12 protein-coding genes are annotated in these 13,071 nt (G+C 69.7%); 6 read left to right on the top strand and 6 right to left on the bottom strand.

The features are described from left to right. Positions 1–74 precede the first annotated feature (74 nt). The 3 genes from ACVBEQ_RS15875 to ACVBEQ_RS15865 all read left to right on the top strand — a co-directional run bounded on the left by ACVBEQ_RS15875 (position 75) and on the right by ACVBEQ_RS15865 (position 3,448). Positions 75–1,559, top strand: a complete 1,485-nt coding sequence (locus tag ACVBEQ_RS15875) for a glucose-6-phosphate dehydrogenase (protein WP_447154283.1) — start codon at positions 75–77, stop codon at positions 1,557–1,559. A gap of 202 nt (positions 1,560–1,761) precedes the next feature. Further along, positions 1,762–2,238, top strand: a complete 477-nt coding sequence (locus ACVBEQ_RS15870; protein WP_447154282.1) for a phage holin family protein — start codon at positions 1,762–1,764, stop codon at positions 2,236–2,238. Positions 2,239–2,278: 40 nt separating this feature from the next. Continuing rightward, positions 2,279–3,448 (top strand): alpha/beta fold hydrolase, encoded by a 1,170-nt coding sequence (locus ACVBEQ_RS15865; RefSeq protein ID WP_447154281.1) that lies wholly within the window; start codon positions 2,279–2,281, stop codon positions 3,446–3,448. Positions 3,449–3,478: 30 nt separating this feature from the next. On the opposite strand, the gene ACVBEQ_RS15860 is transcribed toward ACVBEQ_RS15865, so the two are convergent. The 3 genes from ACVBEQ_RS15860 to nth are packed head-to-tail and all read right to left on the bottom strand — an operon-like array spanning position 3,479 to position 6,193. Continuing rightward, positions 3,479–4,663 carry a MarP family serine protease gene (locus ACVBEQ_RS15860; RefSeq protein ID WP_447154280.1) on the bottom strand — a complete coding sequence of 395 codons (1,185 nt, stop codon included), beginning with the start codon at positions 4,661–4,663 and terminating at the stop codon, positions 3,479–3,481. Between the two features lie 10 nt (positions 4,664–4,673). After that, complete coding sequence (locus tag ACVBEQ_RS15855) at positions 4,674–5,396, bottom strand: NUDIX hydrolase (protein WP_447154279.1); 723 nt, start codon at positions 5,394–5,396, stop codon at positions 4,674–4,676. Positions 5,397–5,443: 47 nt separating this feature from the next. After that, positions 5,444–6,193, bottom strand: a complete 750-nt coding sequence (gene nth, locus ACVBEQ_RS15850; protein WP_447154366.1) for an endonuclease III — start codon at positions 6,191–6,193, stop codon at positions 5,444–5,446. Positions 6,194–6,323: 130 nt separating this feature from the next. Here nth and ACVBEQ_RS15845 point away from each other — a divergent pair, with 130 nt between their 5' ends. Continuing rightward, positions 6,324–6,560 (top strand): hypothetical protein, encoded by a 237-nt coding sequence (locus tag ACVBEQ_RS15845; protein WP_447154278.1) that lies wholly within the window; start codon positions 6,324–6,326, stop codon positions 6,558–6,560. 202 nt (positions 6,561–6,762) lie between these two features. Beyond that, a complete protein-coding gene (locus ACVBEQ_RS15840) occupies positions 6,763–7,437 on the top strand; it encodes a Crp/Fnr family transcriptional regulator (RefSeq protein WP_447154277.1) in 675 nt (224 codons plus the stop codon). An 18-nt stretch (positions 7,438–7,455) separates the two neighbouring features. Here ACVBEQ_RS15840 and ACVBEQ_RS15835 read toward each other — a convergent pair whose 3' ends face one another. Together ACVBEQ_RS15835 and fxsT are read right to left on the bottom strand one after the other, a co-directional pair. Then, positions 7,456–8,169: an SRPBCC family protein gene (locus ACVBEQ_RS15835; RefSeq protein WP_447154276.1), complete on the bottom strand. Its 714-nt coding sequence runs from the start codon at positions 8,167–8,169 to the stop codon at positions 7,456–7,458. Between the two features lie 94 nt (positions 8,170–8,263). Further along, entirely contained in the window at positions 8,264–11,173 is a 2,910-nt protein-coding gene (fxsT, locus tag ACVBEQ_RS15830) for an FxSxx-COOH system tetratricopeptide repeat protein (RefSeq protein ID WP_447154275.1), read from the bottom strand. A gap of 333 nt (positions 11,174–11,506) precedes the next feature. Between fxsT and ACVBEQ_RS15825 the strand changes: the two genes are divergently transcribed. Beyond that, positions 11,507–12,379 (top strand): hypothetical protein, encoded by an 873-nt coding sequence (locus ACVBEQ_RS15825; RefSeq protein WP_447154274.1) that lies wholly within the window; start codon positions 11,507–11,509, stop codon positions 12,377–12,379. Here ACVBEQ_RS15825 and ACVBEQ_RS15820 read toward each other — a convergent pair. Further along, complete coding sequence (locus tag ACVBEQ_RS15820; protein WP_447154273.1) at positions 12,351–12,869, bottom strand: SRPBCC family protein; 519 nt, start codon at positions 12,867–12,869, stop codon at positions 12,351–12,353. The two genes, ACVBEQ_RS15825 and ACVBEQ_RS15820, sit on opposite strands and share 29 nt — an antisense overlap. Between the last annotated feature and the right edge of the window lie 202 nt (positions 12,870–13,071).

Genomic DNA, 13,071 nt, shown 5'->3' with positions numbered 1-13,071 from the left:
CACCCGGTCCGAGTGAACCGATCCCTCCGTCGTTCACCGGGGCTGACGACAATCACTCCGTTAATCTGCGACACATGCCGCCGCTTCCTGGTTCCAGCCCTGAGCAGTCCAGCACCGAGCAGTCCAGCACCGAGCAATCCAGCACCCAGCAGTCCAGCCCCGACCGGCCCAGCGCACCCGTCGTCTTCGTCCTCTTCGGCGGGACCGGAGACCTGGCCAAACGCATGGTCATCCCGGCCTTCTTCCGGCTGGCGAAGGAGAACCTGCTGCCGGAGAACTACCTCCTGGTGGGCAACGGACGTGGGGACGTCTCCCATGAGGACTTCCGCGGCCACGTCCACGACGTGCTCACCGAGTTCGGCCCCGCACCGGACACCGGACCGTGGGAGGACTTCAGCTCCCGTTTGCGGTTCGCCGGCGGCGGTTTCGACTCCGACGACCCCGGCAGCCTGCTCGACGTGCTGACCCAGGCCAAGTCCGACCTCGGCGACGAGGCGCAACTGGTCCATTACTTCGCAGTGCCGCCCGTCGCGTTTCCCGAGTTGACGGCCGCGCTCGGCCAACACGACCTGGCCAAGGGTGCACGCGTCGTCTACGAGAAGCCGTTCGGCACATCGCCGGAGAACTTCCGGGCACTGGACAAGGCGGTGCACGAGGTACTGACCGAGTCGCAGGTCTATCGCATCGACCACTTCCTCGGGAAGGAGGCGACCCAGGACCTGCATGTGCTGCGCTTCGCGAACAGCATCTTCGGCGACACCTGGAATTCCCGGCACATCAAGGCCGTGCAGATCGACGCGCCCGAGGACCTCGACATCGACGACCGGGCGGTGTTCTACGACGCCACCGGCGCGATGCTCGACATGCTCATCACCCACCTGTTCCAGGTGGCGGCCGAGGTGGCGATGGAGCCGCCCAAGAGCATGAGCGCCGACGACCTGCAATCGGCCCGCGAACAGGTGATCTCCTGTTTCCGTCCGCTCGATCCGTCCGAGGTGGTCCTGGGCCAGTACGAGGGCTACCTCGATGTGAAGGGCGTCGAGCCGGACTCGACGACGGACACCTACGTCGCGGCCCGGATGTGGGTGGACAACGACCGCTGGCGTGGCGTGCCGTTCCTGATGCGGACCGGCAAGCGCATGGCGGGCTCGACCCAGCGGGTCAGCATCATCCTCCGCGAGCCGACCGGTGCGCCGTTCGACGTCCCGAAAGATGCTGGCGTGCTGACGTTGTCGCTCGCCGGCAGCGGAGCCGTCGAACTGTCGATGGTGGTGAAGGAGCCGGGGCCCGGGTTGAATCTGACGGTCAGCGACGCCTCCATCGTGCTGGGCGAGGTCGACGGTGCGGACGCGTTGCCGCCGTACGTCCGGCTCATCCATGACGTGCTGAACGGCGACCGGTCACTCTTCACCCGACCGGACGGGCTCGCCAGCGCCTGGCGGGTGCTGGAACCTGTGCTGGAGAACCGCCCGGCCGTGCAGTCTTACCCGCAGGGCTCGTGGGGCCCCGCGGATGCCGCCCGGCTGACGGCCCCCGACCGCTGGCTGCTCGGCCAGTAACTCGCCTGGCCGCCGCGCCGGCTGCCCGCCGGGAGGGCCGTGCCCCAGCGTGGCGGCGCGTCGACCGAGGGACGCGCCGTGCGCCGCGCGACCCTGCGGCCAACCGGCGACCAGCGGGCATGGCACGATGAACCCCGCACCGACCAAGCACGGAGCCTTCGGCCGCACCACCGGCCGGCCCGCCGACCTTCAGGAGAGGGCTGTGACGACTTCCGGCACGCCAAAGCCGCCGAACCAGTTCACCGTCGCCGGGTCAACACCAGCGTCCATCCCGCTCGTTGCGGAGCCGGCTGTCGACCGCAACGGGTCGATGGGCGAACTGGTCAAGGACGTCTCGACGCACATGTCCACGCTGATCCGCTCGGAGATCGAGCTGGCCAAGCTGGAGGTGACCCAGACGGTCAAGACCGGCGCCACCGGCGGCGTGATGTTCGCGATCGCCGGCGTCATCGGTGCGTTCTCGCTGTTCTTCTTCTGGTTCATGGTGGGCGAGATCCTGGCGATCTGGCTGCCGAGATGGGCCGCCTTCACGATCGTCTTCGTCCTGATGGTGCTGATCGCCGCGGCCTTTGCGTTCCTCGGCTACCGCAAGGTCAAGAAGGTCAAGAAGCCGGAGAAGACCATCGCGTCGCTGGAACAGACGGCGGCGGCACTGAAGACGGCTGCTACCGGGTCCTGACCGGGATCGTCTTGACCAGCCGTCCACCGAGTCGTCCGCGGTGACCGGGCCGGCGGCACCCGGCGATCCGGAAGGCCCCGGAGTCCAGCCGGACGCCGCTGCCGGAGCTGGGGCACCCCGCGATCCCGGCGCCCTGCCCCGGCGCTGGCGGCGCGTCCGCAGCGCCAGGCAGGAACGTCACCCGACGCCGGAACGGCGCGCGAAGCGGGATCGGCCCGATCGCGCGGCCGACATCGAGGACCTGCTGGGTCCTGCGGAACAGACGCCGGCGACCGAGGACGAGCCGGTTCCCGATGGCTCGATGCTCCGGGACGAAGGGCCTTGGCAGCACCGGGACATCAGTGCCAACGGCATCCGTTTCCACATCGCCGAGGCGGGCAGCGGTCCGCTGATCCTGCTGATGCACGGCTTCGGGCAGTACTGGCGGTCGTGGCGGTACCAACTTCCCGGCCTCGCGCGGGCGGGTTTCCGGGTGGTCGCCCCGGATCTGCGCGGGTACGGCGACAGCGACAAGACGCCACGCGGCTACGACGCCTTCACCCTCGCCGACGACATCGCCGGGCTCGTCCGTTCGCTCGGTGAGCGGGACGCCGTCCTGGTAGGGCAGGGGTACGGCGGAGTGACCGCGTTCGACACCGCCGTGATGAATCCCGCGCAAGTCCGCGGGGTGGTGGCGATCGCCGCGCCGCACCCGATCCGGATGGCGCGGATCCGGCGGCCCGTCACCACCGACCGGTACGGGCGACTGCTGGCCTGGGCGGCGACTCCGGCCTGGCCGGAGCGTCATCTGCTGGCCGGGAACGCCGCCCTGCTCGAGCGGTTGGTGCGGTCGCAGTCCGGGCCCGCGTGGCGGGCGTCGGCGGATTTCGCCGAGACGATGGTCAAGATGCGGCAGGCAATTCGCGTCCCGGGAGCCGCCCGCGGGGCGGTGGAACACCTGCGCTGGGCCGGGCGGTCACCGCTCCGCACCGATGGCCACCGGCACCGCGAGGCGCTGGCCAGGCCGATCACCGCACCGGTGCTGCACGTGGTCGGCGATGCCGACCGTTTCACGCCGCCGTCAGCTCTGGTGGACGCCCGCGAGCAGTGCACGGGCTGGTACACGTTGTCGACGGTCCGCGGGGTCGGTCACTACCCGGCCGAGGAATCGCCGGACGTCCTCACGACGATGATCGCCGGGCTGGCCCGACGGGCGAGCGGGCTGCGGTGAGCTGATCGACTCGGGAAGAACGATGACGGCTCAGGCCGCGGTGCAGGCCTCGGTCGACGCCGCCGAACTGTCGGTCAGACCGGCTTCGACCACCGGTGCGACCTCCTCGGCGGTCAAGGCGAACCCGACGTCGGTCTCGTCGATCGCGGCCCCGAAGATCACGCCGAGGACGGTGCCGTCGGGGGCAAGCAGCGGGCCGCCGGAATTGCCCGGCCGGACCTGCGCCCGGAGGGTGTAGACCTCCCTTGTGACGGTGGCGCTGGAGTAGATGTTGGGCCCGCGGAGCTGGATGGACGCGCGGATTCGGGCCGGCGTCACCAGGTACGGGCCGTCCAGCGGGTACCCGGCGACGATCGCCGAGGCACCGGGGGCCGCCGGCGTCGTCGCGAACTCCAACGGCGCCGCGTCAAGACCCGGGACGTCGAGGACCGCAAGGTCCCGCTCCGCGTCGTAGAGCACGACGGTCGCATCGAGCCGCCCACCGCCGGTCTCCACCTCCGCCCGATCCGACCCGGCGACGACATGCGCGTTCGTCATGAGCTTCTCGGGGGCGATCACGAACCCGGTGCCTTCCATCCGGCGCGCGCACGACTGGGCCACGGACCGCACCTTGAGGATCGAGTCGGCGGCCGCCGCGACCTGCGGCGTTGTTCCGGCGGCCGGGTCGGGTGGCTCCACCGACGTGTTCGGGGTGGGGGCGAGCGGGTCGAGGATGGCCGGGAAGCCGGAGTCGTTCAAGACCTCCCGTAGCTTGCTGGAGACATCCTGCGCCTGGGCCGGCATGACGTCGTTCACCTTCGCCAGCACAGCCGATCCGCGGATCGCCGACGACAGCCAGGGATAGGGAACGGAGGCGAGCGGGACGGCGATCAGCCAGATGACGACGAGCACCGCGATCGCGTACCCGAACAGGCCGAGGGTGCGGTCCACGGCCTGTGCCGGCCGCCAGCTCACCCGCTGCGAAATGGCCTTGCCGACAGTGGAGCCGGCGACCTCACCGATCCCGACACCCACCACGACGCACGCGATGCCGATGGCGATCTTGGCCGTCGGATCGTCGACCTTCTCCATCAGGAACGGCGCGAGCTGAATCGCCACCACCGCGCCGGCGATCGCTGTCACCAGGGTGAAGATCGCGGTGATCAGGCCCTGCCGGAATCCGGAGACGGCGGCCGCGATGACCAGCAGCACCACGATGATGTCGACGATGCTCATGTGGCGCCCGTCATCGGAATTCCGGCAGGTCGAAGATCCGGTCCTCGTCCCACGGGACGGCCCAGCCGCCGAGCTCGAGCAGCACGTCGACCAGGCCGGCGGTGAAGCCCCAGACCAGCAGTTCGGCGACCTGGAACGCCGGGCCGACGTACCCGCTGGAGTGCCGCACGCGGCCGCGGTTCGCGGGGTCGACCAGTTCAGCGACCGGGACCCGGGCGACCACCGCGGTCTCCGCCGGATCGACCGCCCGCACCTCCCCCGGCTCGCGCCAGTAGGCCAGCACCGGACGCACCACGAAACCCGAGGGCGGCAGGAAGAGCTCGGGCAGCAGCGCCGCGGGCACGACCGATGACGGCAGCAGCCCGGTCTCCTCGAAGCCCTCGCGCAGCGCCGCCTGGATGGCATCCTCCCCGGGGTCGGTGGCCCCGCCGGGGAAAGCAGGCTGCCCCGGGTGCGAGCGCATCGTCGCCGACCGCTGGGTGAGCAGCAGGTCAGGGCCCTGCGCGCCCTCGCCGAACAACATCAGCACCGCGCTGTGCCGGGCGTGCGCGGGTGCCTGACCGGTCAGGCTGTGGATCGGCCCGGGGAGTTGCGCGCCGTCGACCCGGCGGATCAGCGGATGCAGCCAGGAGGGCAGCACCTCGTCGTCGACGAGGCGGTGCCCAAAGGGATCGCCGCCCTGCGGCGGTGCAACCAGCGGTCCGGGCTGACCCGCCGAGGGGCGGGTCGTCACGCGCTGTTCGTCGGAAGCATCCACCGGGACCGAGCCGGCCGGCTCCATCACTCGGCGTCCGCGAGGCCGACCATCGACAGCAGGTGCGGCCGCTCCGGGCCGACGACGAGGGCAGCCGCCGCAACCGGGTCCGTCGTGCCGATCCCGTAGGACGCACACAGGGGGGCGAGGAAGCACGCCCCGCAGGCCGGTTTCTTGGCGTGACACACCCGGCGGCCGTGGAAGATCGCCTGATCCGAGAACACGGTCCACCGGTCCGGCGGCAGCTGCGCGTTCAGCTCGAATTCGATCTTGACCGGGTCGGTGTTCGTGGTCAGGCCCCAGCGGGTCGCCATTCGGGTGACGTGGGTGTCCACCGTGATCCCCGGTACGCCGAACGCGTGCCCGAGCACCACGTTCGCCGTCTTCCGGCCGAAGCCGGGCAGGCTGACCAGTTCGGGAAGCGTCGACGGCAACTCCCCGTCGAAGCGTTCGACCAGCGCCTGGCCCAGTCCGATCAGCGACGCCGCCTTGTTCCGGAAGAAGCCGGTGGACTGGATCATCGTCTCGAGTTCGGCTCTCGGCGCGGCCGCGTAGTCGGCCGCTGTCCTGAACCGGGCGAACAGGGCCGGTGTCACCATGTTCACCCTGGCGTCCGTCGACTGGGCGGACAGGATTGTCGCAACGGCCAGCTCGAGCGGGGTGCTGAAGTCCAGTTCGCAGTCCGCGTCCGGGTATCCGTCGGCCAGCCGGGCAGCGATCTGCCGGGCGCGCCGGGTACGGGCCAGCGGCGTCGCGGGCGTCTTCGCCCGCCGCATCCGTCCCGGTGTCGCCACGCTGCCAGGTTGCCATAAGCACCTGACGTCCGGATCGCAGGATGGTTGCCCGGCACGCCGTGCAGCGGGGTCCGGAGCCGGGGGGCCGACCGTGGGGGATGATGTTCGGACCATGACCGTCTTCCTGGTGCTGCTCATCCCCCTGCTGCTGATGGTGTTCGCCCTTTTCATGGAGCGTGTCGAGAAACGACTGCAGACCTCGACGGTCAGTGAGGCCGACGTGCAGGAGTTCCTCGACACCGCCCGGCCCGAAGAGGTCAACACCCTGATCCGGGAGGGCTGGACCAAGGCGTTCGCCAAGTTCCGGCTCCGCCGCCGGTCCCGCGGCCGCCGCAAGCTGAAGGACTGACCTCCCGGGCCCGAGCCCGAGCGTCCGAGAAGCCGATGCGTGAGGTGTGGACCCACCCGGTGAGACGGACGACACGAAGCCGGATTCCCATCCAGCGCGAGCGGCGGGCAGCGCCGAGGGGTCGCCCCCTACACTGTGCTCTGCGTCTCAGCCGGGACGCTATTTTCTTGGGTGTACTCGGCGGTCCGATCAGGAGGACAGGGTGGAAGAAACGCTCGCAAAGGCTGGCATCTTCCAGGGGGTCGATCCGGAAGCGGCGCTCGCCCTTGGATCACAGCTGGAAACGGTCGACTACGCGCGCGGTAGCTCCATCTTCGCCGAGGGTGAGCTGGGCGACCGGCTGTACGTGATCCTCTCCGGCAAGGTGAAGCTCGGCCGGCATTCCCCGGACGGCCGGGAGAACCTCCTCGCCGTGATGGGGCCGTCGGATATGTTCGGCGAGTTGTCCGTCTTCGATCCCGGGCCGCGAACGTCCTCCGCCACCGCCGTCACCGACGTCCGGCTGGCGACGATGGACCGTGACGCGCTCAAGGAATGGATCAACAAGCGCCCCGAGATCGCCGAGCAGCTGCTGCGGGTGCTCGCGCGCAGGCTGCGGCGGACCAACAACGCGCTGGCCGACCTGATCTTCACCGATGTCCCCGGCAGGGTCGCCAAGGCCCTGCTGCAGCTGGCCCGGCAGTTCGGCCAACAGGAGGGCGGCCACCTGCGGGTCACCCACGACCTGACCCAGGAGGAACTGGCGCAGCTGGTCGGCGCCTCCCGGGAGACGGTCAACAAGGCGTTGGCCGACTTCGGCCACCGCGGTTGGCTGCGGCTCGAGGGCAAGAGTGTCGTGCTGCTGGATGCCGAACGGCTGGTCCGCAGGGCCCGCTGACCTCTGCCGGAACCAGGGTCAGATAACCGACGCCGGGTGCCGGCGAGCCTGCGTGACGAGCGGCGGCCGCCCCGACACGCGCGGCCGCGGATGCGATTCGACGCGCCGTTTGATGCCGCGCAGCATCCCGCTGGCCATGATCGCGTCCGACGGGACGATGGTGGCCGAGTAGAGCGCCGCGAACCACCACGGCGTCATCCGGCCGCGCACCCTTGCGTGCAACCGTGATCGACCGGCGGAATGGTCGGTCAACGAGAAACACCAGGTCCAGTTGATGGTTGCGCCGTACTTCGCCGCCCAGCCGGGCGGAACGTGCGTCGTCGAGTGCAGCACCAGCAGGCGCGGCGCCTGCGCCTGACGAACCTCGTAGTAGGCGGTGCCGGGCGCCCCGTCGGGGATCTGGTCGCCGACCTCGAGGTGACGCAGCAGGTCGGGGTCCAGCGCGTCCAAGCTCGCCCAGTTCTGCGGGAACAGCAGGCGGTCGACCCATTCCGGGCCGTAGTACCCACCCAGGTGCCATCCCATCTGGGTCAGCCACGGCCAGACATCGGCGGCCGGCGCGTTGATGGTGATCGCGTGGTTGGTGACGAGCTGTGGATCGGGCACGACGTCGTCACCGGGCAGCATCGCGGTGCGTTCGTCGGCGGTCGAACCCGCGCGTCTGCCGAGGAGTTGCAGCCCGGCATACCCGGCGGCTGCGGCGACACCGATCGAGCGGGCGATGTGCGACATGGGACGTCACCTCCGTGCCAGGCCGGTCCTGTTCACCCATCTCAATCTCCCGGACCGTGGGTGACCAGGGTCGAACGACCCTGCCGCTGCATCGCTACCGGTGTGAACGCGCCGGAACGGCCGCGGCCGGCACCGCCGGTTCCAGCACCTGACGGAGGTTCTGCGCGATCGGGTGGTGACTGCCCAGCGTCCGGTTGCAGCGCAGCAGAGCGTCGGCGCCGAGCGCCCTGGCTGCTACCTCTTGACCGGCGGCCGCCAGTGCGAACGTCCTGGCGGCGGCGGCGATCAAGGTCACCCAGTGGTCGGCGCCGAAGGCCGTCCGGGCACGCTCCACGATGTCGCTGCTGGTCCGCACCGCTCGCTCGCCTGCCGTGCGGTCCGCCTGCGCCAGCCCGACGAAGCCGAAGGTCAGCGCTGCCTCGGTGACCAGGGCGAGCCAGTGGTCGACCCCGAACGCCTGTTGGCACCCTTCCACGGACGCAATGCCCAGATCGCAGGCCTCCTGCGCCTGGCCGAGCCATGCGTAGGAGAAGACCAGCGCCGCCGCAGCGACCATCGTGGTCGGATGGTCTGGGCCGAGCGCCTGCTGACACCGCCGGACGGTCTCGGCGCTCAGTTCGCGCGCCGCCTCGACGTCTCCGAGTCCGAGCAGGGTGAACGCCCACTGCGCGGCCGAACCGAGGGTGGCGGGGTGATCCGCGCCGAGCGTCCGGCGGCACCGCTGCAGGGTGTCGTGGCCGAGGGCGGCGGCCTCCTCACTTCTGCCGATCCACCCCAGGGCCGATGTCAGGGAGGTGGCCGTGCTCAGCGTCGTCGGGTGGTCGGGCCCGAGGGTCCACCGGCATTGTTCGAGGGTTTCCTGGCCGAGCTCGCACGCGCGTCCTGCTTCTCCGAGCCAGGCAAGCGTCCCGGTGAGGATGCCGGCCAGCGTCAACGTCGTCGGGTGCATGAGGCCGAGCACCCGGCGCCACCGCATGAGCAGTTCCTCGGCGATCAGCCGACCGGCCCGGGTCTCACCTCTGGCCGTCAGGTACTGGACGGTGTCCAGCATCAGGGCCCGGCCGTCCGGGTCCTCGTCGCCGAGGTGCCCGGTCGCCAGGATGTGCGGGGCTAGCCGGGCGTACGCGGGCCAGTGCGCGGGATCGTGTGGGTCGCCGGGGTGCGCCGCCGACAGCAGAGCCACCGTGAGCGCCCCGAGGTCACGCTGCCGCTGGGGTGGAAGCCGGTGGCGGATCACCGCCTGCACCAGCCGATGCAGCTGGAAGCTGTCCGGCCCACGCGACACCAGCGACAAGGCGACGGCTGCCCCGACGGCATCAGAGAGCGCATCCGGACCGGCCGCCGCGGCCTGCTGCAGCGATCCGGTAAGGAGTTCCGTGTGCCCGGTGAACAACGTCAGCGGAATCGGTTCGGGCGCCATGAACGCCCCCACCTCGAGAAGTTCGACCGAGACGGGATCGGTGGCATGGAGGCGCTCGAGGGACAGCGCCCAGGTGGTGTCGACGCGACGTTGGTAACCGACGACATCCCCGTGTGCGAGCAAGCTTTCCCGACGGGTGCGGAACCTGGACAGGTAGTCGGCCGGGCCCATTCCGGTTTGCTCCAGATAGGCAGCGGCCTGCGCCGCGGCAAGCGGAAGGTCGCCGAGTTCCGCCGCGAGTCCCTGCGCGACCGATCCCGCCATCTCCGGGATCCGAGCCCGCAGCAGTGCGACGGTGTCGGTGCGCGGCAGAACATCCACCTGGATCCGGCCGCCCAACGACCCCCAACCCGGAAAGCGGGACGTCACCAGCAGGTGCCCGGACCCGCCCGGGCGGTAATCCGCGATATCCGCCGGATGCTCGGCGTTGTCGAAGATCAGCAACCAGTCGGTGGTATCGGTCAGCTCGGAGAGCAGGTGATCGACGACGTCGGTGGTGCTGCCGTGCGTCGGGAGCCCGAGCCGCCCCGCCAGGGCCACCAACTGATCGGGGATCAACACCGGCTGCTCGGCGTCGACCCACCAGACCACCCGGTAGTCGGCGGCGTACCGGTGGGCGTACTCGATCGCCAGCTGCGTCTTACCCACGCCGCCGAGACCGAACAGCGCCTCGACCACCAGTGAGTTCTCGCCTGCCTGCAGTCGGGACCGCAGCTGGTCGAGCAACGTTGCCCGGCCGGTGAAGTGCGGATTCCGGGCGGGCACCTTCCACACCCTGGCCTGCAGCGGCGGTCGTCCGACCTCCGTCGGGCGGCCGGGTGGTTCCCACTCCAGGTTCGGATCCCGGGCCAGGATGGCGGACTCAAGTTCGCTGAGCCGTCGGCCCGGGTCGATGCCGAGTTCCTCGGCGAAGATCTGCTGAGCGCGTCGGTAGGCGGCCAGCGCCTCTGCCTGGCGGCCGGACCGGAACAGCCCCAGCATCAGCTGCGCCCAGATTTCCTCGTGCAGGGGATGCCCGGCGACCAACAGCTCGAGTTCGGCGACCACATCGGCGTGCCGGCCGACTTCCAGGTCCGCACCGATCCGCGAGACGAGGACGCTGAGCCGCTCCTCCTCGAGCCGGTGCTGCTCGGCCACCGCGAAGGGGAGTTCGCCGAATTCCGCCAGAGCGGGTCCGCGCCAGATGTCCAACGCTGCTTGCAGCGTCGTGGACGCTGCACCCGCATCGACGGCGCGTTGCTGGGTGCCCTCGCGGACCAACCGCTGGAACCGGTACAGGTCGAAGTGCTCCGGATCCAATGCGAGCAGGTAGCCAGGGCGGCAGCGGCGCACTCCGCCGAAGCCCGAGTCGTCACCGGCCGAACCCAGAATCCCGCGGATCCGCGAGATGTAGGTCTGCACGACATTGGTGGCGCTGTCGGGAACGAGCTCGCCCCACAGCCCATCGACCAGTGAATCGACCGCGACAACCTGGTTGATGCGCAGCAACAGCATGGCCAGTACTGCGCGCTGCTTGGTGCCACCCAGCTCCAGCGATCGCGCGCCTTCTCTGGCCTCCAGCGCCCCGAGGATGCCGATATCCACTCGCGCGCTCTCCCGTTCGGGTCAGTGGCCACGGTTGGAAGTCCTGCGCCGGGATCTCGGAGAAGCTCTGTGCCCTCCGGAGCGCGCTCCGATTTCCACGGGCCCGCACCAATGTCCCAACGCCGCACCCTGCAGTCAAGGAGCGCGACCCACCGAGAATAGATACCGCACTTGGCCGGCGAAAGTGGATTTCCGGACCGGTCGATTTCCCGAAACCGTATCAATTACTCGTCGGCATTTCCGCGGTGGGAGCACGGCGAGCACTGTGACGTGGCCAACGGGAGCGCATCACTGTCAGACTGATTCGGCAGTCCGGCGACGGAAGGAATACCGGTGGAAACGCAACCGCTGAGCGCCACCCGCGGCACCACATCCGGCACCCGGACGATCCTTCTCATCGCCAGCGTGCTGGTGTTCATGGTCGGCGTCCAGCTGTTCGTGCTGACCGAATCGACCGACCGGTTGTTTGCCTGGACGATCAATTCACCGCTCACCGCAGCGTTTCTCGGCGCCGCCTACTGGGCGAGTTGCGTCATGGAATTCACCGCGTCCCGGCGGCGCAGGTGGGCTGACGCGCGGATCGCCATACCGGCGGTGCTGGTCTTCACCGCGGTGACCCTGGTGATCACCCTGGTCCACATCGATCTCTTCCACCTGAACGAGCCGAGCCTGGTGACCCGTTTCCTCACCTGGTCATGGCTGTTCGTTTACGCGGTGGTGCCACTGGTCATGCTCGTGCTGCTCGTCCGGCAGGTGCGCGCGCCCGGCGCCGATCCGGTGCGGCGGTGGACGCTGCCGGCCTGGTTCCGCGCCCTGCTGGGCATTCATGCGGCCATCCTCATTCCGATGGGTATCGCCCTGCTCGCGTTACCCACCGTTGCCGCCGAATGGTGGCCCTGGGCGCTGACGCCGTTGACCGGGCGGGCCATCGGTGCCTGGTTGGTCGGACTCGGCATCGCCGCGGCCCAGGTTGTCGGAGAGAACGACTGGCTGCGGATACGCCCCGCGACGATGAGCTACACCGCCTTCGCCGTCCTCGAGTTCGCAGCGCTGGCGCGATATCCCGACGAGGTGGCGTGGGCGACCCCCGAGGCGTGGGTCTACCTGCTGTTTCTCGCCAGCTCACTCGGCATCGGTGCGTACGGCTGGTGGCGGGCCGCCCAGTGTGCGAGGGCGATCAGCGCCGACGGAGCCGGCGGAAGGTAGGTCCCGGGGGGATCGTTGCCGCTGGGTCGACCGCGGCTCGATCGACTGCACCCGGGTCGACCGCGCCCGCGTCCTGCCGGCGGCGAAGCTCCAGTCGAAGGCTCTCCAGGCCGCGTGCCATCGCCCACCTGTGATTTGCGGCGAAGAGTGGCCGCAGCAACCAACTGAGCCGCCGCACCACCGGCTTGTTCACGCTGATCCGCCAGTCGAAAGCCAGGACGACCTCGGGCCCGGCCTGCTTGAAGATCCACCGCCCCGTCCCGTTGAAATCTCCCTCGGCCCTGAACGCGAACCCCTCATCGGTCACCGGCTCGGTGAGGACGGAGATCCACGACAGCGTGTACGGGAGCCAGCCGGTGGTGTGCAGCTCGGACCGCCGGCCGACGCCGTTCGGTTCCCCGTCGGAGAGCCGGCGCACCGAGAGGTACACCGACGGCCACCACCGCGGCAGGGATTCGACGTCGTCGAAGATCGCAATGACGTCAGACATTGCCGCGGGCGTTCGCCACACCGTCCGCAGTCGATAGCTCGGGACACTCACGGCCGGATCAACCGAACCGACGTCGAGTGCTGCGGACCGCCACCGGTGAATCATAGTTCGAGATCCGTGCATTGTCCGGGTGTGATCGGTCGATCGGATATCTCGAACACGCCGAAATCCCGCGTCGACCGGAGTCGGCGCGGGATATCGG

The sequence above is a fragment of the Nakamurella sp. GG22 genome, from assembly GCF_052976845.2.
The sequence above is the reverse complement of the archived record's forward strand: the minus strand, read 5'-3'. Positions and strand labels throughout refer to the sequence as shown.